26 protein-coding genes are annotated in these 22,559 nt (G+C 67.0%); 16 read left to right on the top strand and 10 right to left on the bottom strand.

What is annotated here, in order from left to right:
* Positions 1-44 precede the first annotated feature (44 nt).
* The 3 genes from ACUXVX_RS10990 to ACUXVX_RS10980 are packed head-to-tail and all read left to right on the top strand — an operon-like array spanning position 45 to position 2,847.
* Positions 45-986, top strand: coding sequence for a nucleoside hydrolase (locus tag ACUXVX_RS10990; RefSeq protein ID WP_446308341.1), 942 nt, complete (start codon positions 45-47; stop codon positions 984-986).
* On the top strand, positions 983-1,450 hold the full coding sequence (locus tag ACUXVX_RS10985; RefSeq protein WP_446308340.1) for a GNAT family N-acetyltransferase: 468 nt from the start codon (positions 983-985) through the stop codon (positions 1,448-1,450). Before ACUXVX_RS10990 ends, ACUXVX_RS10985 begins: the two co-directional genes overlap by 4 nt.
* Entirely contained in the window at positions 1,447-2,847 is a 1,401-nt protein-coding gene (locus ACUXVX_RS10980) for a protein adenylyltransferase SelO (protein WP_446308339.1), read from the top strand. The genes ACUXVX_RS10985 and ACUXVX_RS10980 overlap by 4 nt, the downstream gene beginning before the upstream one ends.
* Positions 2,848-2,857: 10 nt before the next feature.
* Here the strand turns inward: ACUXVX_RS10980 and ACUXVX_RS10975 are convergent, their stop codons facing one another.
* Together ACUXVX_RS10975 and ACUXVX_RS10970 are read right to left on the bottom strand one after the other, a co-directional pair.
* Positions 2,858-3,049, bottom strand: a complete 192-nt coding sequence (locus ACUXVX_RS10975) for an EamA family transporter (protein WP_446308338.1) — start codon at positions 3,047-3,049, stop codon at positions 2,858-2,860.
* Positions 3,050-3,075: 26 nt separating this feature from the next.
* A complete protein-coding gene (locus ACUXVX_RS10970; RefSeq protein WP_446308337.1) occupies positions 3,076-3,780 on the bottom strand; it encodes a DMT family transporter in 705 nt (234 codons plus the stop codon).
* A 63-nt stretch (positions 3,781-3,843) separates the two neighbouring features.
* Between ACUXVX_RS10970 and ACUXVX_RS10965 the strand changes: the two genes are divergently transcribed.
* The 5 genes from ACUXVX_RS10965 to ACUXVX_RS10945 all read left to right on the top strand — a co-directional run bounded on the left by ACUXVX_RS10965 (position 3,844) and on the right by ACUXVX_RS10945 (position 8,823).
* Positions 3,844-5,127 carry a cation:proton antiporter gene (locus tag ACUXVX_RS10965; protein ID WP_446308336.1) on the top strand — a complete coding sequence of 428 codons (1,284 nt, stop codon included), beginning with the start codon at positions 3,844-3,846 and terminating at the stop codon, positions 5,125-5,127.
* Positions 5,128-5,331: 204 nt separating this feature from the next.
* Positions 5,332-5,787 (top strand): GNAT family N-acetyltransferase, encoded by a 456-nt coding sequence (locus ACUXVX_RS10960; RefSeq protein WP_446308335.1) that lies wholly within the window; start codon positions 5,332-5,334, stop codon positions 5,785-5,787.
* Positions 5,787-7,172, top strand: coding sequence for a DUF2927 domain-containing protein (locus tag ACUXVX_RS10955; protein ID WP_446308334.1), 1,386 nt, complete (start codon positions 5,787-5,789; stop codon positions 7,170-7,172). The genes ACUXVX_RS10960 and ACUXVX_RS10955 overlap by 1 nt, the downstream gene beginning before the upstream one ends.
* A 112-nt stretch (positions 7,173-7,284) precedes the next feature.
* Positions 7,285-7,449 carry a hypothetical protein gene (locus ACUXVX_RS10950; RefSeq protein ID WP_446308333.1) on the top strand — a complete coding sequence of 55 codons (165 nt, stop codon included), beginning with the start codon at positions 7,285-7,287 and terminating at the stop codon, positions 7,447-7,449.
* 84 nt (positions 7,450-7,533) lie between these two features.
* Positions 7,534-8,823, top strand: a complete 1,290-nt coding sequence (locus ACUXVX_RS10945; protein ID WP_446308332.1) for an MFS transporter — start codon at positions 7,534-7,536, stop codon at positions 8,821-8,823.
* Positions 8,824-8,881: 58 nt separating this feature from the next.
* Here the strand turns inward: ACUXVX_RS10945 and ACUXVX_RS10940 are convergent, their stop codons facing one another.
* Positions 8,882-9,796, bottom strand: coding sequence for an isopenicillin N synthase family dioxygenase (locus ACUXVX_RS10940; RefSeq protein ID WP_446308331.1), 915 nt, complete (start codon positions 9,794-9,796; stop codon positions 8,882-8,884).
* A gap of 75 nt (positions 9,797-9,871) precedes the next feature.
* Positions 9,872-10,648: a hypothetical protein gene (locus ACUXVX_RS10935; RefSeq protein WP_446308330.1), complete on the bottom strand. Its 777-nt coding sequence runs from the start codon at positions 10,646-10,648 to the stop codon at positions 9,872-9,874.
* A gap of 184 nt (positions 10,649-10,832) precedes the next feature.
* On the opposite strand from ACUXVX_RS10935, the gene tpiA reads away from it, so the two are divergent.
* The 7 genes from tpiA (at position 10,833) to ACUXVX_RS10900 (ending at position 16,372) form a co-directional block, all read left to right on the top strand.
* Positions 10,833-11,594, top strand: coding sequence for a triose-phosphate isomerase (tpiA, locus tag ACUXVX_RS10930; RefSeq protein WP_446308329.1), 762 nt, complete (start codon positions 10,833-10,835; stop codon positions 11,592-11,594).
* Positions 11,595-11,762: 168 nt separating this feature from the next.
* Entirely contained in the window at positions 11,763-12,452 is a 690-nt protein-coding gene (locus ACUXVX_RS10925) for a DUF2199 domain-containing protein (RefSeq protein ID WP_446308328.1), read from the top strand.
* A gap of 143 nt (positions 12,453-12,595) precedes the next feature.
* Positions 12,596-12,856 carry a hypothetical protein gene (locus ACUXVX_RS10920; protein WP_222469522.1) on the top strand — a complete coding sequence of 87 codons (261 nt, stop codon included), beginning with the start codon at positions 12,596-12,598 and terminating at the stop codon, positions 12,854-12,856.
* Positions 12,857-12,938: 82 nt separating this feature from the next.
* Positions 12,939-13,592, top strand: coding sequence for an SDR family NAD(P)-dependent oxidoreductase (locus tag ACUXVX_RS10915; RefSeq protein WP_446308327.1), 654 nt, complete (start codon positions 12,939-12,941; stop codon positions 13,590-13,592).
* A 122-nt stretch (positions 13,593-13,714) separates the two neighbouring features.
* Positions 13,715-14,500 carry a 5'/3'-nucleotidase SurE gene (surE, locus tag ACUXVX_RS10910; protein ID WP_446308326.1) on the top strand — a complete coding sequence of 262 codons (786 nt, stop codon included), beginning with the start codon at positions 13,715-13,717 and terminating at the stop codon, positions 14,498-14,500.
* Positions 14,497-15,144: a protein-L-isoaspartate(D-aspartate) O-methyltransferase gene (locus ACUXVX_RS10905; RefSeq protein WP_222469525.1), complete on the top strand. Its 648-nt coding sequence runs from the start codon at positions 14,497-14,499 to the stop codon at positions 15,142-15,144. The genes surE and ACUXVX_RS10905 overlap by 4 nt, the downstream gene beginning before the upstream one ends.
* A gap of 52 nt (positions 15,145-15,196) precedes the next feature.
* The gene (locus ACUXVX_RS10900) at positions 15,197-16,372 is read left to right on the top strand and encodes a M23 family metallopeptidase (protein WP_222469526.1); all 1,176 of its coding nucleotides are present in this window, start codon (positions 15,197-15,199) and stop codon (positions 16,370-16,372) included.
* 167 nt (positions 16,373-16,539) lie between these two features.
* Here the strand turns inward: ACUXVX_RS10900 and ACUXVX_RS10895 are convergent, their stop codons facing one another.
* From ACUXVX_RS10895 to ACUXVX_RS10870, 6 genes are all read right to left on the bottom strand, one after another.
* The gene (locus ACUXVX_RS10895; protein WP_446311529.1) at positions 16,540-17,334 is read right to left on the bottom strand and encodes an ATP-binding protein; all 795 of its coding nucleotides are present in this window, start codon (positions 17,332-17,334) and stop codon (positions 16,540-16,542) included.
* A 44-nt stretch (positions 17,335-17,378) separates the two neighbouring features.
* Positions 17,379-18,236 carry a twin-arginine translocase subunit TatC gene (gene tatC / locus ACUXVX_RS10890; protein WP_446308325.1) on the bottom strand — a complete coding sequence of 286 codons (858 nt, stop codon included), beginning with the start codon at positions 18,234-18,236 and terminating at the stop codon, positions 17,379-17,381.
* A 4-nt stretch (positions 18,237-18,240) separates the two neighbouring features.
* Positions 18,241-18,897, bottom strand: coding sequence for a Sec-independent protein translocase protein TatB (gene tatB, locus ACUXVX_RS10885; RefSeq protein WP_446308324.1), 657 nt, complete (start codon positions 18,895-18,897; stop codon positions 18,241-18,243).
* Positions 18,898-18,918: 21 nt separating this feature from the next.
* Entirely contained in the window at positions 18,919-19,134 is a 216-nt protein-coding gene (gene tatA / locus ACUXVX_RS10880; RefSeq protein ID WP_446311528.1) for a twin-arginine translocase TatA/TatE family subunit, read from the bottom strand.
* Positions 19,135-19,293: 159 nt separating this feature from the next.
* On the bottom strand, positions 19,294-20,373 hold the full coding sequence (locus ACUXVX_RS10875; RefSeq protein ID WP_446308323.1) for an ABC transporter ATP-binding protein: 1,080 nt from the start codon (positions 20,371-20,373) through the stop codon (positions 19,294-19,296).
* An 85-nt stretch (positions 20,374-20,458) separates the two neighbouring features.
* Complete coding sequence (locus ACUXVX_RS10870; RefSeq protein ID WP_446308322.1) at positions 20,459-21,241, bottom strand: SDR family oxidoreductase; 783 nt, start codon at positions 21,239-21,241, stop codon at positions 20,459-20,461.
* 264 nt (positions 21,242-21,505) lie between these two features.
* Here ACUXVX_RS10870 and ACUXVX_RS10865 point away from each other — a divergent pair, with 264 nt between their 5' ends.
* Positions 21,506-22,555, top strand: coding sequence for a Hint domain-containing protein (locus ACUXVX_RS10865; RefSeq protein WP_446308321.1), 1,050 nt, complete (start codon positions 21,506-21,508; stop codon positions 22,553-22,555).
* Positions 22,556-22,559: the final 4 nt, after the last annotated feature.

Here is a 22,559-nt window from a genome sequence, read left to right as displayed (position 1 = left end):
CATCCCGCACCCCCCGCCCCACTCTCCGCGCCAAAGGAGCCGCCATGTCCCCCCGCAAGATCATAATCGACACCGATCCCGGCCAGGATGACGCCGTGGCGATTCTGCTCGCCCTTGCCTCACCCGAGCTCGAAGTGCTCGGCATCACCGCCGTCGCCGGCAACATCCCGCTGGCGCTCACCTCCCTCAATGCCCGCAAAGCAGTCGAGGTGGCCGGCCGCACCGATATCCCCGTCTTCGCCGGCTGCGAGAAGCCGCTGGCTCACAGCCTCACCACCGCCGAGCACGTCCACGGCCAGACCGGGCTGGATGGCTACGACCTCCCTCAGCCCACGCTCCCCCTGCAAGAGCAGCACGCCGTTGACTTCATCATCGAAACACTCCGCGCCGAGCCGCCCGGCACCGTTACCCTCTGCCCGCTGGCCCCCCTCACCAACATCGCCACCGCCCTGCAAAAAGCGCCCGATATCGCTCCCAAGATCGCCGAAATCGTGCTCATGGGCGGCGCCTATTTCGAGGTCGGCAACTACACGCCCGCCGCCGAGTTCAACATCTACGTCGATCCCGAAGCCGCTGACATCGTGTTCAAATCCGGCGTCCCGCTCACTGTCATGTCGCTCGACGTGACCCACAAGATGCTCGTCACCCGCCCCCGGGTCGAGGCGATCCGCGCCCTCGGCAACCGCACCGGCGAGGTGGTCGCAGGCTGGATCGGCTTCTTCGAGCGCTTCGATACCGCCAAATACGGCTCTGAGGGTGCGCCGCTGCACGACCCCTCCACCATCGCCTACCTGCTCGACCCCACCCTTTTCACCGGCCGCCACATCAACGTCGAGATCGAGGTCGCCTCGCCCCTCACCCGCGGCATGACCGTGGCCGACTGGTGGGGCGTCACTGACCGCGCCCCGAACGCCATCTTCATGGGCACCGTCGATGCGCCCGGTTTCTTCAAGCTCCTCACCGAGCGTCTGGCAGCCCTGCCATGAGCGCCCAGATTCACCTCGCCGGCCCCGATGATGCCGACCGCGTCCTCTCCATGGTCGCCCGCTTCCACGAGGAGTTCGGCCTCGACCTCTCCGACGAGCACCGTGCCAGCGCCGTCCTTCCGCTGCTCGAGGGCAACCCGCTCGGCGCGATCTACCTGATCGGCCCCCGCCGCGCCCCGGTGGGCTACATCTGCGTCTGCTTCGGCTGGGCCATCGAGATGGGCGGGATCGACGGCTTCATCGATGAATTCTGGATCCGCCCCTCCGTCCGTGGTCGCGGCATCGGCGCTGAAGCCCTCCACAAGCTGCTGCCCGCGCTGGCCGCCGCCGGGGTCCGCTTCATGCACATGGAGGTCGACCGCGATGACGAGAAGGCCCAACGCCTCTACCGCCGCTCTGGCTTCGAACTGCGCGAGCGCTACGTCCTGATGTCAAAGGACCTCAGCAAACCTCCCAAGGCATGACCCTCCACCTGCCCCTGACCCAAAGCTACACCGCCCTCGGCCCCCGCTTCTTTCATGCGCAGGAGGCCGAGCCTGTCGCCGCGCCCGAACTCCTGCTGCTGAACGAGGCGCTGGCCGGCAGCCTCGGGCTCGACCCGGAGGCGCTGAAGTCCCCCGAGGGCCTCGCCCTGCTCTCCGGCAATGCGCCCCCCGCCCAACACAGCCCCATCGCGCAGGTCTACGCCGGCCACCAATTCGGCGGCTGGTCGCCCCAACTGGGTGATGGCCGGGCGCTGCTTCTGGGTGAGGTCGAAACGCCCCAAGGCACCTTCGACATCCAGCTCAAAGGCTCCGGTCGCACCCCCTATTCGCGCAACGGCGATGGCCGGGCATGGCTCGGGCCGGTCCTGCGCGAGTTCATCGTCTCCGAGGCCATGCATGCGATGGGCGTGCCCACCACCCGCGCGCTGGCCGCCGTGGCCACCGGCGAGCGGGTGCAGCGCGAGCGCGCCTACCCCGGCGCCATCCTCACCCGCGTCGCCGCCAGCCACATCCGCGTCGGCACCTTCCAGTATTTCGCCGCCCGAAATGACACCGAGGCGCTGGAGGCGCTCACCGCCTACGCGCTCAAACGCCACTACCCTGAGGCCGAGGGCCCGATGGGCCTACTCTCCACCGTGGTTGCGGCGCAGGCCAAGCTCATCGCCCATTGGATGTCTCTCGGTTTCATCCACGGCGTCATGAACACCGACAACATGGCCATCTCCGGCCAGACCATCGATTACGGCCCCTGCGCCTTCATGGATGGCTACCACCCGCAAACCGTCTATTCCTCCATCGACCGGATGGGCCGCTACGCCTACGACCAGCAGGCCCAGATCGGCGGCTGGAACCTCGCCCAGCTTGCCTCCGCGCTCCTGCCCATCATGGGCGGCGAAGAGGCGATCCCCGAGGCCACCGAACGGGTGAACGCTTTCCGCGATGCCTACCAGAACGCATATATCGCCCGCTTCGGCGCCAAGCTCGGCCTGTCCGAGGCCACGGCGGACGACCTGCCCCTGATCACCGACCTCCTCGGGATCATGGCCGAGGAAGAGGCCGATTTCACCAACACCTTCCGCGCCCTCACCGAGGGCCATAACCCGCTGCCCGACAGCCTCGCCTTCGCCGCATGGCATGGCCGCTGGCAGGCCCGCACGCCGGACCTTCAGATGATGGCGCAGGCCAACCCCGCCATCATCCCGCGCAACCATCGCATCGAAGAGGCGATTCAGGCCGCCGTCGCAGGCAACCTCGCCCCCGCCACCCGGCTGATCGAAGCGCTGGCACGGCCCTACGACCCGCCCGAAGGCAGCGAAGACCTGCGCCTGCCCCCCGAGCCTCATGAGGTCGTGCAAGCCACCTTCTGCGGCACCTGATCCGGCCTCGTCACTGGGTGCGCACACGCCCCACGGGCCGGTTCACCAGCCACAGCCCGGCAGCCACCAGCACCAGCGCCATCAGCACCGAAGGCCGCAACGCCTCGTTCAGCATCAACCAGCCAAGCAGGCTGGCGAAGACCGGCGTCAAAAACCCGAAGCTCGCCACCGAACTTGCCGGGTAGATCTTCAGGATCCACATCCAGAACAGAAATCCCGCACCCGAGATCACCAGCGCCTCACCCCCAGAACGCCCCAGTGAATCAGCTCCGGCCCCCGCAGCAGCGGCCCGAAGAGCGGTGCCATCGCGCAGAGCAGCACCGCACTCACCGCCAGCTGCCACGCCAGCTGGCTCTCGGCCCGCATCTCTCGCAGCCGCGTCGCCCGCGCCATCAGCGCCAGCCCGGCCCAGCACCACGCGCCGGCCAGCGCACATAGATCGCCGATCAAGGCGCCCTCCCCCGTCTCTCCCACCAGCAGCGCCAGCGCCACCCCGGCAAAGGCCAGCGCCAGCCCAGCCAGCTTGACCGCGGTCAGTTTCTCCCCCGGCAGCAGAAAATGCGCCATCAGCGCCAGCCAGACCGGCATCGTGTAGAACATCAGCGCCGAGCGGGCGACCGTGGTGAGATCGAGTGCGATGAAGAGCGCAACGAACTCGCCGGTAAAGAACAGCCCCATCACCAGCGCCGGCCCCCAGTTGCCGCGTCCAAGCTCCAACCTGATCCCCCGCGCCCGCATCCACAGCAGCAGCACAACAAGCGACAGCACAGAGCGCAGACCGGCAAAGAACACCGGCCCGAACCCCTCGTTGCCCACCTTGATGATGACCTGCCCAAAGCCCAAGAGCAGCGAGAACCCCACCAGCGAGGCCGCCCCGAAGGCATCAATTCTGTCTTTCCGCTCCATCGGCCCCTCGCCTATAACCGGACCCAACGCCGCTCCGGCACCCAGATCACAGGCCCCGCGGGGCCGCAAGCAAGAGACCTCCACGCGCCCATGACCCTCCTGCAAATCGCCTCGCTCCTCATCGTGCTCGCCGCCGCCTTCGGCACCATCAACTACTTCTTCCTCCGCCTCCCCTCCGCCATCGGCATCCTTATCGTGGCCCTGCTCGCCTCCCTCGGCGTGCTGGCCTTCGATGCGGTCTTCCCCGCCTCGAATGTCGAAGAGAGCATCACCGCCGTGGTGAAGGGCATCGAGTTCTCCGATGCGCTGCTGGAGGGCATGCTCGGCCTCCTGCTTTTTGCAGGCGCTCTGCATGTGAAAATCGCCGATCTGCGCGCCGAGTGGCCTGCCGTCCTGCTCATGGCCACCATTGGCGTCGGCCTCTCGACCGCCATCGCGGGCGTGGGCTTTTCGTGGATCACCGGCATGCCCTTGCTTATCGCGCTGGTCTTCGGCGCGCTGATCTCCCCCACCGATCCCGTGGCAGTGCTGGGCGTGCTGCGCGAGGCCAAGCTCGACAAGCGGCTCGAAACCAAGATCGCCGGTGAGAGCCTTTTCAACGATGGCGTCGGCTACGTCGTCTACCTCGTGCTCGTCGGCCTCGCCTTCCCCGGCGCGGGCGGCCACGGCGAGGCGGCAGCCCACGGCGCCGAACACGCCGAAGAGACCTCAACCGCCCTGACCAACGCTGCCATCCTTTTCGCCCAGGAGGCGCTCGGCGGCGCGGCGCTCGGCATGATCCTCGGCTGGATCACATGGCGCATCATGCGCCGGATCAACGACTATTCGCTGGAGGTGCTGATCACCCTCGCCCTCGCCTTCGGCGGCTACGAGCTGGCCATCTGGCTCCACGTTTCCGCCCCCATCATGGCGGTCTGCGCCGGGCTGCTCATCGGCGAGGTCAGCTACCGTGACGCCATGTCCGAGGAGACCCGCGAATATGTCGATGCCTTCTGGAAACTGATCGACGAGATCCTCAACGCGGTGCTCTTCCTGCTGATCGGTGTCGAGATCTTCGCGGTGAGCTTCGACGCCAGCTTCCTCACCTCCGCCGCCGCCGCCATCGGCCTTGCTCTGCTGGCCCGCCTCGCCGCCGTGGCCGTGCCGGTGCTGATCCTCAAACCCTTCCGCACCATGCCCGAAAACGTCATCCCGGTGATGACATGGGGCGGCCTCAAGGGCGGCATCTCGGTCGCCCTCGCGCTCAGCCTGCCCGATTCGGAGTGGAAGCCTCTGATTCTGACCACAACCTACGTGATCGTGTTGTTCTCGATCATCGTTCAGGGCCTCACAGTGGCGCCTTTTGCGTCGAAACTGGATAAAAACCGCGCCTGATCACCACTGTTTCCCAACCAGAAACGGGCGCGGTGCGGCAATATCTTGGGGCAGGCAACAATGCGCCCACTACTTGAGGTTTGTGTCCTAACCCATTGGGGCCATTGGAACACCACGCCACATACTTGCCCTTTTACTGACATTTTCGCTCGCCCTCGCGCAGACTCCGGGTAATCTACCCCTCGCCTGACATATGGGACCGCCATGCCCTCTACTGCCTCCATCCGAGCCCTCGCGCCCGGCGACGAAGTCGCTTGGCGCAGGCTCTGGACCGATTATCTGACGTTCTACAAGGCCACCCGGCCCGAGGAGGTGTATGCCACCACCTTCGCCCGGCTTGTCGATCCGTCCGATACCGGCACCTTCGGCTTCATAGCCGAGGTCGAGGGGCAGCCCATAGGGCTGGTGAACTGCGTGATCCACCGCCACCTCTGGAGGGTCGAGGATGTCTGCTACCTCGGCGATCTCTACGTGGACCCGACCCTGCGCGGCACCGGCGCCGGGCGGGCTCTGATTGAGGCTGTCTACAGCCACGCCGAGGCGCTGGGGGCGCCTTACGTCTACTGGATGACGCAGGACTTCAATATCGAAGCGCGCAAGCTCTACGACCGGATCGGTGAGCTGACGCCCTTCATCAAATACCAACGGAGAGCTGCCTGATGCTGAACCGCTTGCTGCCTGCGGGTCTTGCCCTTGTCCTCGCTGCCTGTTCGACCTCGTCCATTCCCGATGTCGATGTGCCCCAGCGGCGCGCCAGCTACACCGGTGACCTGCCGGCCATGCGCACCTTCTCCACGCCCCGCGCAGTGCCCACCTACCGCTCCAACGCCCAGCTTGCCGCCGATTTTCTCGAGCTGAGCTTCCAGATGGAAAGCGGCCGCAAACTGCCCCAGTTCTCTCGCTTCGAGGGGCCGGTGACCATCGCCGTCAAAGGCGCAGCGCCCGCCTCGCTCACCGGCGACCTCTCCCGCCTCGTGGCCCGGCTCCGCTCCGAGGCCCGGATCGACGTTCACCTGTCGCGCGGCGGCGAGGCCAAGCCCTCCATCACCGTCCAGATCGTGCCCAAGCGCGAGCTGCAGCGTCTGGTCCCGCAGGCCGCCTGCTTCGTGGTGCCGCGCGTCTCCAGCTGGTCCGAGTTCCGCAAGGCCCGCCGCAGCCGCACCGTCGATTGGGCTTCACTCGGCGAGCGCCAGCAGATCGCCGTCTTCCTGCCCGGCGACGTGAGCCCGCAAGAGGTGCGCGACTGCCTGCATGAAGAAATCGCCCAGGCCCTCGGCCCGCTGAACGACCTCTACCGCCTGCCGGATTCGGTCTTTAACGACGACAACTTCCACACCGTGCTCACCGGCTTCGACATGCTGATGCTGCGCGCCTATTACGACCCCTCGCTGCACTCCGGCATGAGCCGTGAACAGGTCGCCGCCCGCCTGCCCGCCATCTTCGGGCGCATCAACCCGGGCGGCAATCGCGGTGGCGGCGGCCACGCTTCCTACACCCCCCGTGCCTGGATCGACTCCATCGAAGCCGCGCTCGGCCCGCGCGCCCGGCCTTCGGCCCGGCTCGATGCCGCCAAGCGCGCGGTGAACATCTCCAAGGCACAGGGCTGGCGTGACAACCGCGCCGCCTTCTCGCTCTACGCGCTCGGGCGCCTCGCGCTTTCCGCCGAGCCGGAGCTGGCACTGGCCAGCTTCCTCGAAGCTTCGCGCCTCTACCGCAACAACCCCGAAACCCAGATCCAGGCCGCCCATGTGGCAATGCAGCTTGCCGCCTTCTCGCTCAGCTCGGGTCAGGCCGATGGCACCATCGGGCTGATCGACGAGGTGCTGCCCGCCGTGCGCCGCGCCGAAAACGCGGCGCTGCTCTCCACCCTGCTGCTGCTGAAGGCCGAGGCCTACGAGCTGATGGGCCGCACCGGCCCGGCTGCCGCCGTGCGCACCGAGGCGCTGGGTTGGGCCCGCTACGGCTTTGGCGCCGATTCCGTGGTCCGCGCCCGCGCCGGCGAAATCTCCGCCCTCACCCCGGCCCGCCGCCCGCGCTTCAACTGAGCGCCCACACCGCCGCCCCTGCGGCCATTGCGCCGCACCGGGGCGAGCCCGCTTTCAACGGGGCGTCTTCTGCACTAGAAGGCGCCCCGAAGCATTTGCCGGAACCGCAGCCATGATCGTTCTTCTCGCCATCATCCTCGGCGCCCTCGCGGGCCTCCTCCACGCCAGCCGCCGCAAGGGCAACCGGCTCGACAAGCTGCAATACATGGCCGTCTACGCCCTGATCTTTGCCATCGTCGCCCTCTTCGTGACCATCGCTCTCGAGAAGATTCTTTAAGGCGCCAGCCCGGCGATCCGTGCCAAGCGACCGCCCTCCCCAAGCCCCATTGCGCAGCTACGCCCAAAGGCAGATGCTGCCGCCATGGCGACCGAAATCGAGTTTTCCTTCAAGGCCTTGAGCCACGCGGCGCGGCGCCACATCCGGGTGTTCCAGATACACCAGTTCCTCGACCGCTTCGCGATGGGCCTCACCGTGGCCGTCGTCGCCCTCGCCCTGACCGATCGCGGCATGGACCTCTTCCAGATCTCGCTGCTCTTCGGCGTCTACTCCCTCACGACCATGACGATGGAACTCCCCTTCGGCGGCTTGGCCGATGCCATTGGCCGCAAGCCGGTGTTCCTATCGGCGGTCGTGGCCAGCCTGATCTCGCTGGCGCTCTTCCTGTCGTCCAGCAGCTTCACCGTCCTCGCGCTCTCCTTCGCCTTCATCGGCTTTGGCCGCGCGCTGCGCTCCGGCACGCTCGACGCATGGTTTGTCGAAACGTTCAGGGAGGCCGCGCCGAATGTCGATGTCCAACCCGCGCTCGCCAAGGCGCAATGGGCCAATGCAATGGGCCTCGCGACCGGCGCCGTGTTCGGCGGCGTCCTGCCCGACCTCTTCGGCGCGGCGGGCCTGCGCCACGGGATCAGCGTCTATGACGTGTCCTACGCCGCCAGCTTTGCCGTGATGATCGGCGTTCTGCTCTTCACCTACTTCGCCATCTCGGAGCCGCCGCGCCCCCTCCGCCCGAGCGCCCTCCGGCAAGGCTTCGCCACCGTACCTTCGGTCATTGCCGAGGCCAGCGCTTTGGCCCTGAAGCACGCCACACTGTCACTGCTCCTCGCGGCCTTGGCCCTCTTCGCGATGGCAACTAACCCGGTCGAGGTGATCTGGCCGACTTATGCCAAGCCCATGCTGGACGAGGGCTTTGCCAACACCGCCATCGGTGCCCTCACCGCAACCTACTTCTTCGCAATCGCCCTCGGCGCCACCCTGTCACCCTATGTCAGCCGCGTCTTCCAGCGGCGCCACGCCGTCACGCTTGCGGCAACCTTCACCTGCCTCGCGGTGCTCCAAGTCATCTTGGCCATGCAATTGGGTATCGTGGGGTTCATCGGCGTCTTCATCGCCTATTCCATCAGCCTCGGCGTAAGCGAAACCCCCGCCAGCAGTCTCCTGCATCGCTGCGTGGAGAATCATCAGCGCTCCACCATGCTCTCCCTGCGCTCCCTCCTGCAACAACTCGGCGCCATGATCGGGCTGGTCATGGTTGGAGCGCTGGCCGAAGCCTACTCCACCTCCATCGCTTGGAGCGCCGCTGCGGTCTTCCTACTGCTGGCCGCGCTGCTGAGCTGGATACTCGCCAAACGCCTCGCGGCCGCACCCGTTTAGCGGCAGAGCCCCCGGAGCCCGGTGCGCGCCACTGGCCCCAGCACGGCAGACCCGCCCCTTACCGCCCCGCCTTGCTCATATGCAGATAAGTCTCATCATACCGCTTCGACAGATGATCCCCCGCCCGGATCGGCGCCGCCGCCCCCTCGGGCGACACATCCGCATCCCACTCGGGGTTAAAGAACAGCGGTATCGAAATCCGCTCCGCCGCGCCGCCCTTCACCCGGTGCAGCGTGGCCTTCACCCGCCCGCCTGACCACATCTCCAGCATCTCGCCGAAGTTGATCACAAAAGCCCCCGGCGCCGCCGCAACCGGCTCCCATGAGCCGTCCCGCCGCAGCACCTCCAGCCCCGCCGCCCCGTCGGTCGCCAGCAGGGTCAGGCAGCCGTAATCGGTGTGCGGCGCAATGCCGAAGTCCTTGTCACCCGCCCAGGCCGGCCGCGCGGGGTAGAAGTTGGCCCTGAGCAGCGCCATCGGATGCGCGAACTTCTCGGCAAAATATCCCCGATCCTCGCCAATCGCCTCCGCCACAGCCCCCAGCAGCTCACGGCAAAACCCCAGCGCCTCCCGGTAATAACCCTCCACCTCGTCCCGAAAGCCGTCCGGCGCCTCCGGCCAGAGGTTCGGCGCATAGTAGCGCTCCGGCGCACCCGCTTCTGCCGCACCCGGCCACTCGTAACCGCAGTCGAACACCTCCTTGAGGTCCGGGTTGCTCTCCGGGTCCACCTGCTCGCTGCGCATTCCGCCCCAGCCCCGGTTGGAGCCGGTCGCCGCCATGTCCACCCGCGCCTTCTCCGCCTCGGGAAGGTGAAAGAACGCGCGGTAGGTCTCGATCAGTCGCGCCATCCGCTCGGGCGCAAAGGGCGTGTTCTCCACCACCATGAAGCCGGTATCAAAGGCCGCCGCCCGCACCGCCTCCAGCGCCGCCGCCTCGCCACCCAGCAGGGCCTTCGCATCAATTCTCGGGATCATCTCGCACCCTCTCTGCGCATCGCAAAGGTGATGCCCCAGCCGCGCGCCGGGTTCAAGCGCCGCGCCGCGCGGCGCCTACTGGCCCTGCGCGTCCAGCAGACTGTCGATCGGGGGCAATTCCTCGCCCCGCGCCACCGGATAGGCCCGCTCCGGCTCCGCCGCCGCTGCCCGCTCCGCCGCGACCTCTTCCATCGCCTCGGCCAGCCCCGGCACCGCGGCCACAGCCATCACCGCCTCCGCCTGCGCCTCGATCACGCCGATCTCCTCGCGCACATCGGCCAGCGTCGCATCCTCTGCCACCTTGGCGCAGCCCCCGCTGCCACTGTCAGAGCACACCACCTTGCCCGCCTCCAGCGCATGGGTCACGCCGCCCGGCAACCAGCCGTTGCCCAGCCCAGCCGTGCGCGCCTCAAGCTCTTCCATCGTCGGAAAGCTCCCGGCCCGGATCACCTGTGCCACTTCCGGCGCCACGTCGCCCGTGGCAACCGCAGCGCTCAGCAGCATCTCAAGGTTCCGCCCCGCCCGGCTCTGCGGCAGCGCCGTCGCCGCGCTCTCGCGCGCCTCACTGCCCGGCCGCATCTCTGGCCGCAGCGAGGTGGCCACCAACCCGCTCTCCCGGCGGATCACCGGCCCGCGCGGCCCTGTCTGCCTTGGCTGTGTCCGCTGCCGCTCCACGCGGACATCCACGCCCATCTTGCGCCGCAAATCCCGCCGCGCCTCCTTCAGATCACGCTCGAACTGCTTCAGAAATCCCTGCGCCGCCGCTTCACCGGGTGCCTGCACAACGGCCATCGCCGCAATCAGGCTCACAACTGCAATCCATCGGATCGGGCGTTTCATCGGAAGTTTCATCAGGGCAGCCTCCTCGGGGCGCAACCGCCGCGCCCCCATGCTCAGTCAACTCCATCCGCCCCGCCCGGTTCCAATCCTTTCCCCTCTGCGGCCCCCAACCCGCGCCATTTCGCCCAAACCTCCCACCTTGCAAGCCCGCCCCGTTCCGGGCTTACTCGCGCCAAACCGCCAAGGGAGGATCGGGATGCGCAAGAAGCTCGCCGCAGGCAACTGGAAGATGAACGGCCTGAAGGCCAACCTCGCCGAGGTCACCGCACTCACCGAGGCCCACGGCGCGCCCGGCGTTGATATCCTGCTCTGCCCGCCCGCCACGCTCATCGCTCCCATGGCCGCCGCCGCCCAAGGCACCGCACTCGCCACCGGCGGGCAGGATTGTCACGCCGCCGCCTCCGGCGCCCACACCGGCGACATCTCCGCCGCCATGTTGGCCGATGCCGGGGCAACCCACGTGATCCTCGGCCACTCCGAGCGCCGGCAGGATCACGACGAGCACAACGAGGACGTGCGCGCCAAGGCCAACGCCGCACTGGAGGCCGGGCTTACCTGCGTCATCTGCGTGGGCGAAAGCGAGGCCGAGCGCGATGCCTCCAACACGCTTGACATCATCGGCGGCCAGCTCTCCGGCTCCATCCCCGACGGCGTGACCGGCCACAGCCTCGTCGTCGCCTACGAGCCGATCTGGGCCATCGGCACCGGCCGCACCCCGACCCTCGACCAGATCGGCGAGGTCCACGACTTCATCCGCATGCGGCTCGAGCGCCGCTTCGGCGCAGGCGTGGGCCGCTCCACCCGCATCCTCTACGGCGGCTCGGTGAAACCCTCGAATGCCGCCGAAATCTTCGCCGTCAGCAACGTCGACGGCGCCCTCGTCGGCGGCGCCAGCCTGAAGGCCGCAGACTTCTCCGCCATCATAACCGCCCTCGAGGCCGCCCCCACTCAGGGGTGACCCCACCACAAGCCATCCTGCTTCGGTGAGTCCCGAGCATTAAGCCCCCTCAGACATCGTGTGCAGGCCGTGCGTGGCGGAACGGGGTGGGTGGGTGGGCGTTCCGCCACGCACGGCCGTCCCTCTCCGCCCCTTGACCCCCCGCCCCCATTCACGCCAGATCGCCCCATGCCTTTCAACGCCCCCCAATGGTTCTCCGACGCGCTCACCACCGCCTCCGGCGACCCCGCGCTCGACCGTGACCCGCGATGGGCGCGCTTTATCGATCCCGAGTGGCGCTGCCCCGGCTGCGGGCGCAGCTCGCCCGGCCTCACCGACCTCGGCTTCGATCACCCCGATGTCTGGCCCCACGGCTCTCGCGACGCCACCGGCGAGCACCTGATGCAGGCGGGCGCCGACAGGCTCACCTCCGACCTCTGCCGCTTCAAGGACGCCCATTTCATCCGCTGCATCCTTCCGGTGCCAATCCGCGGCTACGATGGTTACTTCTGCTTCGGCCCCTGGGCGCGGGTGGCGCGGGAGCATTTCGAGGCCTATGCGCAATCCACCATGTCGCCCTTTCCGCCCTTCGACGGATGCGATGCGGTTCTGGCCAACGGCCTGCCCGGCTCCAACCCGCGCCTGCCCACCGCCTGCCTGCTCACCACCTCCGGCCCCGCCGACCGGCCCGCGCTCTTTCCGCATGACGGGCCGATGCGGGCGGCCCAGCAGGGCGGCGTCAGCTTCGACCAGTTGCTCGAACTCTACGCCACCACCGGTACCAACCTTGCCCCCCACCTCGCCACCGAAGAGGGGGAGAGCTGCGGCTTCGAAATAGTCCAGGCTCCCACCGAGGGCCCACCCGCCGAGCCCGGCTGACAACCCCGCCCGGCGGGTCTCTGCCGTTTCACGCAGCCGTGTCCGGCTGCGACCTCCTGCCCCTCTCGCCCTTCTCCCGTTGCCCTGTTAGGCCGCCGCTCCGCTCGGCTTCCCCCGGGCGCTGCATAGTCGGAGAGAAGAGAATGACCCAACCCACGGCAGGCCAGAAAGACGCCGCACGCCTCGCCACCACGCCCAACGCGCTGAATCTGCGCGCGCTGAGCCTCATCGCCGTCACCGGCAGCCCCAACGCGCGCCGCGCGATCCTGCGCCACCGCTCGGGCCGGACCGAGACGGTGACAGAGGGCAGCAGCGCCGCAGGCGGCACCGTCACCGGGATCGACAGCAACAGCCTCACCCTCAAGCTCGATGGCAAGCCACTCCGCCTCGCCCTCCCCGGCTGACATCCCTTACCGCCTGACGCGGCCCACCTCTTGACGCCGCCCACCTCTTGACGCCGCCCCCGCCCCACGCCAAACCCGCCCCATGACCACGCCCGAGAAAACAGCCCTCATCACCGGCGCCTCGCGCGGCCTTGGCGCCGCCCTGGCCGAGGCCCTTGCACCGACCCATCACATCATCGCCGTAGCCCGCACCACCGGCGCGCTCGAAGAGCTCGATGACAGGGTCCGCGCCCGCGGCGGGGCCGCCACCCTCGCGCCCATGGATATCGGCGTCGAGCCAGCCATGCAGCAGCTTGTGGCCTCCGTGGCCGGGCGCTGGGGCGGGCTGGATCTCTGGGTCCACGCCGCCATCCACGCCGCCCCCCTCGGCCCGGCGGCGCATCTCGACGAGAAAGACTGGCAAAAAAGCCTCGACACCAACGTCACTGCCACCCGGCGGCTGATCGGGCTGGTCGAGCCGCTGCTTCTCGCCCGCGAAGGCCGCGCTGTCTTCTTCGACGATCCGCGCGGCGGGCAAAAGTTCTTCGGCCACTACGGTGCCACCAAGGCGGCACAGATGGCGCTGGTGCGCAGCTGGCAGGCCGAAACCGTCAAAACCGGACCGCGCGTGCTGGTGCTGGAACCCGCGCCCATGCCCACCGCCACCCGCGCGCGCTTCTTCCCCGGCGAAGACCGCGCGCCCCTGACCGCCCCGCAAGATGAGGCCGCCCGCCTTCTGCCCGAGCTGCTCGCCTGAGCGCAGCGCCTTCCCGCGGTTTTCAGCAACAAAATGCACCCCGGCCTGCCCGCCGGGCAGCCTCCCGCTTGTGAGTGGGCGGGGCCTCGCCTATTCAGGGAGCAAGCAAAAAGCGGGGCAGCATGCGCATTCTGATCACCAATGACGACGGCATCAACGCACCGGGGCTCGCCGTGCTCGAAGAGATCGCCACCGAGCTGGCCGGTCCCTCCGGCCAGGTCTGGGTCGTGGCGCCCGCCTTCGAGCAATCGGGCGTCGGCCATTGCATCAGCTACACCCACCCCACCATGATCGCCCAGCTTGGCGAGCGCCGCTTTGCCGCCGAGGGCAGCCCGGCCGACTGCGTCCTCGCCGGCCTCTATGATGTGCTCGACGGCCAGCACCCCGACCTCGTGCTCTCCGGCGTGAACCGCGGTAACAACGCGGGCGAGAACACGCTCTACTCCGGCACCATCGGCGGCGCGATGGAAGGCGCGCTTCAGGGCGTCCGCTCCATCGCGCTTTCGCAGTTCTATGGCCCCGACAATGTGGCCCTCGAAAACCCCTTCGAGGCCTCCGCCGCCCACGGCGCCGCCACCATCCGCGCGCTGCTGGAGCACGGCACTTGGGAGGGCCGCGACTATCACACCTTTTACAACGTCAACTTTCCGCCCTGCCCGGCTGGGGATGTAGGCGAGATGAAGGTCACCACCCAAGGCCGCAGAAAAAATACCAATTTCGCTGTCGAGCCCCATATCGCCCCCTCCGGCCGCCGGTTCCTCTGGATCAAGGGCGGCCCCCAGCACGAGCGCACCGGCCCCGGCACCGATGTGGAGGCCACGCTCGACAACCACATCTCCATCACCCCCATGCGCGCCGACCTGACGGCCCATGACGCCCTCGCGCCGCTCCGGGAGAAGCTGGGATGACCGACGGCTCCGAAGCGGAACGCAAGATGCAGTTCCTCTTCGCCCTGCGCTCCCGCGGGGTGACCGACAAGGCCGTGCTCTCGGCGATGGAAAAGATCGACCGTGGCGCCTTTGTCCAAGGCCTGTTCTCGGGCCGCGCCTATGATGACACCCCCCTGCCCATCGCCTGCGGCCAGACCATCTCGCAGCCCTCCATCGTCGGACTGATGACCCAAGCGCTGCAACTGACCCCACGCGACAAGGTGCTCGAGGTCGGCACCGGCTCCGGCTACCAGGCCGCGATCCTCAGCCTGCTGGTCCGAAGGGTCTATACCGTCGACCGCTTCCGCCGCCTCACCCGCACCGCCGAGGAGCTCTTCCGCAGCCTCGATCTGACCAATATCACCACCTTCACCGCCGATGGCTCCCACGGCCTGCCCGAGCATGCTCCCTTCGACAAGATCCTCGTGACCGCCGCGGCCGAAGACCCGCCCGGCCCGCTCTTGGCCCAGCTTCGGATTGGCGGTATCATGGTGCTGCCCGTTGGCCAGTCGGACGCGGTGCAAAGCCTGATCCGCGTGCGCCGCACCGAAGAAGGCCTGCACTACGACGAGCTGCGCGATGTGCGTTTCGTTCCGCTCCTCGAGGGGTTGGGCAAGGAGTAGTCAGGGAGGTGCCGAAACAAGGCGCCCCCACCATATTGAGGGAACGAGCGTCATGCGTCTCACCGCAACTCTCGTGGCATCCGCAAGCCTGTTCGCGCTTGCCGCCTGTGAAGATTTCGATAGCGATTTCCGTGGCTTCGGCGGTGGGTTCAACACCACTTCCGCCGCACAAAAGGCCACCGAGCCGCGCCCTGCGCCCGACAATCGCGGCATCCTCTCCTACCCCGGCTATCAAGTCGCCGTTGCCCGGCGCGGAGATACCGTCAGTTCCGTCGCCGCCCGCATCGGCCTGCCCGAGAGCGAGCTTGCCGCCCGCAACTCCGTGCCCCCCGGCGCGCCGCTGAACGCGGGCGCCGTGCTGCTGCTGCCGCGCCGCGTGGCCGAGCCTTCGCCCGCCACCGGTGCCGTCACCACCGGCCCGATCCGCCCACCCGAGCAGGTCGATGTCGCCGTTCTGGCCGACAATGCGATCTCCCGCGCCGAGGGCACGATCACCCCGGCCACCACGCCGACCCGCAAGCCGCAAACCGGCCAGGAGCCCATCCGCCACGTGGTGAAATCGGGCGAAACCGCCTATTCCGTCTCCCGGCTCTACGGCGTCTCGGTCAAGGCGCTGGACGATTGGAACGGCCTGGATGACAAGCTGACCCTCCGCGTCGGCCAGACCCTCCTGATCCCGCCGGAGGCGCCCACGCGCCCCGCTGCGACCACCGTCACCAAGCCCGGTGCCGGCACGGCCACCCCCACGCCGCCCTCGGCCTCCACGCCCCTGCCCAAGGATGAACCGGCGGCCCAGACCCGAACGGCCGAGGCCAAGCCCGCTCCCGGCACGCCCGACAGCCCCGATCTCGGCAAGCAGGCCACCTCGGCCTCCGCCAGCTCGTCGCGCTTTGCCTCTCCGGTGCAGGGCAACATCATCCGCGCCTTCTCGGCCAAGTCCAACGGCATCGACATCGGCGCCCCAGCCGGCACCGCCGTCAAGGCCGCCGATGCGGGCACCGTCGCCGCCATCACCCAAAGCACCGACAAGGTGCCGATCCTGCTGGTCCGCCACGCAGGCGGCCTCTTCACCGTCTATGCCAACGTCGACGGTGTAAGCGTGGCCAAGGGCGACAAGGTGTCCAAGGGACAGACCATCGCCAAGGTCCGCGCGGGCAACCCGTCGTTCCTCCACTTCGAGGTCCGCAACGGCACCAAGGCGGTCGATCCCTCCGGCTATCTGCCCTGATCAGCCCCCGTTCGGTGGGGTCACGTTAACCACTCCGATGCATATCGCGTATGCATCGGATGTGCATGGGATGTGCATCAGTTGTGCATCGCCCGGAACGCAGGGTTAACAGTGCAAAAGTTAACGAAAGTTGGGTGCTGTGAGGCGTGGATGAACGCCGCCAGATCTTAGAGCTTTACGCCCTTCCGCCCCGCCAGATCGGTGAAGAACTGCCACGCCACCCGGCCCGAACGGCCGCCGCGCGTGGCTTGCCATTCGATCGCCTCGGCGCGCAGCTCATCGGCATTCACCTCAAGCCCATGCTCGGCGCAATAGCCTGAAATCATGGCCAGATACTCATCCTGGCTGCAGGGGTGGAAGCCCAGCCAAAGCCCGAAGCGGTCACTCAGAGAGACCTTCTCCTCGGTCGCCTCGCTTGGGCTGATCGCCGTGCTGCGCTCATTCTCGATCATATCGCGCGGCATCAGGTGGCGGCGGTTAGAGGTGGCGTAGAACACCACGTTTTCTGGACGACCAGCTATGCCCCCATCGAGCACCGCCTTAAGCGATTTGTAATGCTCATCGTCATGGCTGAACGACAGGTCATCGCAAAACAGCAGGAATCGCGCGTCAGACCGGCGCAAATGCCCCAGCAGCCGCCCGATGGAGGGCAGGTCTTCCCGCTGCACCTCGATCAGCTTCAACTCCGGAAAATCCGCTTGAACTGCGGCATGCACCGCTTTGACAAGGCTGGATTTTCCCATGCCGCGCGCGCCCCAGAGCAACGCGTTGTTGGCGGGCAGACCGGCGGCAAACTGGCGGGTGTTCTCCACCAGCGTGTTGCGCGAGCGGTCGATGCCCACCAGCAGGCCAATGTCGACCCGGTTCACCTGCGTCACCGGCTCCAGCCCGTCCGGGTCAGCGTGCCAAAGGAAGGCAGAAGCGCTTGTAAAATCTGGGTTTTCCAGCGGTGGCGGAGCCATCCGCTCCAGCGCCTTGGCAATACGGTCCAGCGGGTCGTCGACGCTCAAAACTCTTCGTCCTCGTCCAGTATGCCCTCAGCCCGCAGCCGCGCCGTCCGCTTCCGCTCAACCCGCGCCACGAGGAAGATCGAAATCTCGTATAGGCCATAAACCGCAACGAACAGAATGACTTGGGTGAAGATATCGGGCGGGGTCACGATGCCCGCCAGCACGAGGATCGCCACCACCGCATATTTCCGCACCGCGGCCAGCCCTGCGGCGCTCACGAGGCCCGCCTTGCCCAGCAGCGTCAGCAGCACCGGCAGCTGGAAGCAGATACCAAAGGCCATGACGAAGGTGATGGTCAGCGAAAGATATTCCGAGATTGAGCCTTGGAAAACGACCGAGCCCGAACCCGCCGCAACTTGGTCCCCATCCGCCGTCTCCCCTGCCGGCACGCTGCCGCCAAAGTCCTGGAACCCAAGGAAAAAGTCGTAAGCCAGCGGGATCACGATGTAGTAGCAGAAGGCCGCGCCCAGCAGGAACATCGCGGGCGACGACACCATGAACGGCAGGAAAGCCGAGCGCTCCGAGCGGTAGAGGCCGGGCGCCACGAACCGCCAGAGCTGGAAGCCGATCACCGGGAAGGCCAGCGCAAAACCGGCCAGCATAGCAATGCGGATCTGCACGAAGAACCCGTCCTGCAGGCGGATCATCTGCAGATTACAGCTCTGCATCCGCTCCGCCATCGCGTCGCAGACCGGCTGTTTAAGAAAATCGAAGATCTCGCCTGCAAAATAGAAGCAGATGAAGACCGCGATGATGAAGGCAATCGCCGAGCGGATCAGCCGCGTGCGCAACTCCGCCAGATGCTCGATCAGCGGCGCGGAGCTGTCCTCAAGTTCGTCTTCGGCCTGTGTCATAGGGTCAGCTCACGCCCGCATCGCCCGACGCACCGGATTTGGGGGCCGGCTTGGGCTTTGTTTTTGCAGCGGTTTTCTTGGCGGCAGGCTTGGCAGGCGCCTTCTTTGCCGCAGGTTTCTTGGCGGGCGCCTTCTTCGCGGCGGGCTTTTTGGCAGCGGGCTTCTTGGGCGCAGGCGTTGCGGCAGCGTCCGCCCCGTTAACCGCGCCTTCACCAGGCTCCGGCTCGCCCGAAAGCTCCGCCGCCTCCGAGGCTGCAGCCGCAGCCTCCCGCGCCTTGCGCTCCTCGGCGGCCTTGGCGGTGGCGTCGTGGATCTTGCGCTTGGCCTCCGCCCGCTCTTCCGAGAGCTTCTGGGTTTCCGGCCCGAGCGGCTTTTTCTCCGCTTCCTTCTTGCCCGGCTCCCACTTGTCGAACCGGTCAGCGGCGTCGCGCAGCTTGTCGATCCCCATCGACTTGGGGTTCATCGTCTTGTTGAGGTCCGAGGCCACGTCCTTCATGCCGGTGCTGTCGGCCGCATCTTCCATGGCTCGCGAAAACTCGCGCGCCATCCGCTTTACCTTGGCCGTCATCTTTCCGAGCGACTGGAACATCACCGGAAGGTCCTTCGGACCGACCACGATCAGCGCCACAACGCCGATCAGCAGAAGCTCGCTCCAGCCCATTCGTCAGCCCCTAAGCGCCTGTCAGGCCTTGTCTTTCTCTTCCGGCGTCACGTCACGCGCGGCAGCGGTATCGGCCTCTTCCAGCTCTTTCGTGCCTTCCGAAACGCCCTTCTTGAAGGAGGTGATCCCCTTGCCCACTTCGCCCATCAGCGAAGAGATCTTGCCGCGCCCGAAGAGCACCAGCACCACGACGGCGATGAGAAGCCAGCCGACCGGGGGGATATTGGTGATGAACATCGCTTGCATGATTTGCCCGTCCTTTGATCCCTGAAGCCTTGCAACGGAGCCCGGAGGGCCCGCGAAGTCGTCCCTATTTATGGAGTTTCCGGCCCGGGCGAAAGGGGCGTTTACATCACGATTGGGCAAATCCCACGGTCAAACCGCCGCAGCGCCCGGTCAATCCGTGCGAAGAGGAAACAGAAAGCACCTGTCGCGCCGAATGGTGAGCCACAGCACAGTGCCCGGCTTGGGTAGAAAAACGGAGGGAATCGTCGCTTTCAGCACTTCGCCGTCATGGTCCATCTGCAGCTCCACAAGGCTCTCGCGCCCCATGAATCGTGCGCGCTGCACAACGCCTCGCGCCGGCATCCCGTGGCTCTCCGTCGGGTTCGGCCCGCGCCCGCCCCTGTCGAAGTCGATCGTCAGGTGCTGCGGGCGAAAGACAATCTCCACCTCCCGTCCATCCGGCACGCCGGGCGCAAGGAAGGAGCCAAAGGGCGTTTCCGTCAGTGCCCCTTCAACTTTGCCGCGCAGAATATTGATATCGCTGAAAAACGCCGCCGCCTTTCGGTCCGCCGGGTTGTTGTAAACCGTGTAGGGCGCGCCCCTCTGCACAATCACGCCATCCCGCATCAGCAGGATCTCGTCGGCCATCCGCATCGCCTCATCCGGCTCGTGGGTCACCAGCAGAACCGCCGTGCCCTCCTCCTTCAACACGCTCAGCGTCTGGTCGCGGATATCGTCTCTCAGCCGCATGTCGAGGCCGGAGAAGGGCTCATCCATCAGCATCACGCGCGGCCGCGGGGCCAGCGCGCGCGCCAGCGCCACCCGCTGTTGTTCCCCGCCTGAAAGTTCGTGCGGATAGGCCTCCGCATGGCGGCTGAGACCGACCCGGTCTAGCAGCTCCGCCACCCGCGCCCTTGCTCCGCCGCGCTTGAGGCCAAACGCCACGTTCTTCGCCACCGTCAGATGCGGAAACAGCGCAAAGTCCTGAAACATCAGGCCAATCTGGCGCTCTTCCGGCGGCACGAAGCTACCTGCGTCCGAGAGCACCCTGCCCTCCGAAAGCACCCGCCCTGCATCGGGCCGGTCGACGCCCGCGATCATGCGCAGCGTAGTGGATTTGCCGCAGCCAGAAGGGCCAAGCAGGCAGGTCACCTGCCCCGCCGCCACCTGAAGCGACAGGTCGCGTACCACCTCGCGCCCGCCAAGCCGGCGGGTGAGGTTTTGCACATCAAGCCTGTCGCTCTCCGCCACGCCAATGCCTTCCCGTTACCCGACCGAAAAAATCGGGTTTCGGGCGGTGGTAGCAGCCGCCCCGCCGCCCGGCAAGTCGGCCCGATCAGGCCAGCGTGTAGTTGAGCGAACCACCATCCAGCAGGATGTTCTGGCCGATCATGTAGCCCGCGTGCTTGGAGCAGAGGAAGGCGCAGGTTGCCCCGAACTCCTCGATGGTGCCATAACGATTGGCCGGAATGGTCGAGGCCCGCTTGGCCCGCGCCTCTTCCATGCTGATGCCTTCCTTCTCGCAAACCCCTTTATCGAGAGATTCCGCCCGATCGGTCGCGTGAATACCGGGCAGCAGGTTGTTGATATTGACGCCATATTCTGCCACCTGCCGGGCCGTGCCCGCCACAAACCCAGTCAGCCCTGCACGCGCAGAGTTGGAGAGGCCGAGCACCGCAATCGGGCTTTTGACCGACTGGCTGGTGATGTTCACCACCTTGCCCCAGCGCCGCTCGATCATGCCCGGCAGGGCCGCCTGCATCAGCGCGATTGGGGTGAGCATGTTGGCATCCAGGGCGGCAATGAAGTCGTCCCGGTCCCAGTCCTGCCACATGCCCGGGGGCGGGCCGCCCGCATTGGTCACGAGGATCTCAACGGTGCCGGCTGCACCCAGCAGCTTGGCCCGGCCCTCCTCGGTGGTCACGTCGCAGGCCACGGTCTCGACCTCGACACCAAAATCCTTGCGGATCGCTTCTGCCGAGGCTTCCAGCGCCTCTTCGCCGCGGGCGTTCATCACCAGCGAACAGCCCGCCTCTGCCAGCGCCCGTGCGCAGCCCAGCCCGAGGCCCTTGGAAGACGCCGCCACCAGTGCGCGCTTGCCTGAAATTCCCAGATCCATCTTGGTTCTCCCTGATTGTATTGCCGCCGTGGTGCCTGCCCGCCCGTCGATTCGCCAGACTGGTCGGGGTGGCACCGCGCGTTATGTCCTTGTTAATTGTCAGCCTGCACAATTGCCACAAGCTCTGGGCAATCCGCCGCACCAGACCGCCGCGCCAAGCCCGCCTGCTTGACCTCGGCGCGACCTCAGGTAAGGGTTTTTTGCAGGTGGTGGCATGACAGGTTGCGGAAGGAATTTCGCAAGACACGAAGAATTCGAGTGCTGATGACCACGCCACACGCCTCATCCGAAGACCGGCCGGAAACCACGGCAACCAGCAGTCCGCGCCGTGCGAGCTATGGCTGCCACGTGTTCGCCGGGGATGATCTGCACGTGACCTCTGGCGCCAACCTTGGCGACACGCTGGGCCCGATTGACGAGCTTTGCGAGGGTGACACCTACGGGCTGTCAGAAGAGGCCGAGGTTTCCAAGCTCGCACTGGTCACCGAGGAGGGCCGCCTGCTCGTTGCCAGCGATTCCGAGCTCGGCGAGCCGGGCAATGCCGTCACCCTCGCCGGTCGGTTGACCTTCATGGGTGGCGATGGCGGCGGGATGGACCTGCTGGTGATCGAGCTGTCCGGCCCCGACGGCAGCGCCCGCCACTTCCTGCCGCTCCAACCTATGGAGCCCCGCGTCGATTACGCCCTCATCGGCGTGTCGGACGAGCCGGGCGAAGTGCAACTCTCCGATCTCACCTCCTTCGCCTTCGCCCGCGGCACGGCGATAACCCTCGCCTCCGGCGCGCAAAAGCCAGTGGAGGAGCTCGAAGCCGGTGACAGGGTGCTGACCCGCGACCACGGCGCCCAACCCGTGCGCTGGATCGGCATGCAAACGGTCCGGGCGGTCGGCGCCTATGCGCCCGTGGTGATCTCCAAAGACACGCTGGGCAATGCCGCCGATCTGATCCTCAGCCAGCACCAGCGGCTTTTCGTTTATCAACGCGGCGCCGACCGGGTGACCGAGACCGCAGAGATGCTCGTCAAGGCCACGCTGCTGGTCGATGACGACGCGGTATTCATCCGCAAGGGCGGCTTTGTCGACTACTTCACCCTCGTCTTCGACCACCATGAGGTGATCTACGCCGAGTGTATCCCCGTGGAATCGCTGGAGCTTTCGCCGGACACAAGGCAAAGCCTGCCAGGCGAAATTGCCGCCGGGATCGAAGCGGAGTTTGGCGACCTCGCCCACACGCCCGCCTTCGGCACCGAGGTCTCGGGCAAGGAACTCAGCGCCGACAAGCGCCGCAAGATCTTCAAGGGCAGCGCGGGGCGTTAAGGCT

The organism is Vannielia sp. SX4, from assembly GCF_052828525.1.
The sequence above is the reverse complement of the archived record's forward strand: the minus strand, read 5'-3'. Positions and strand labels throughout refer to the sequence as shown.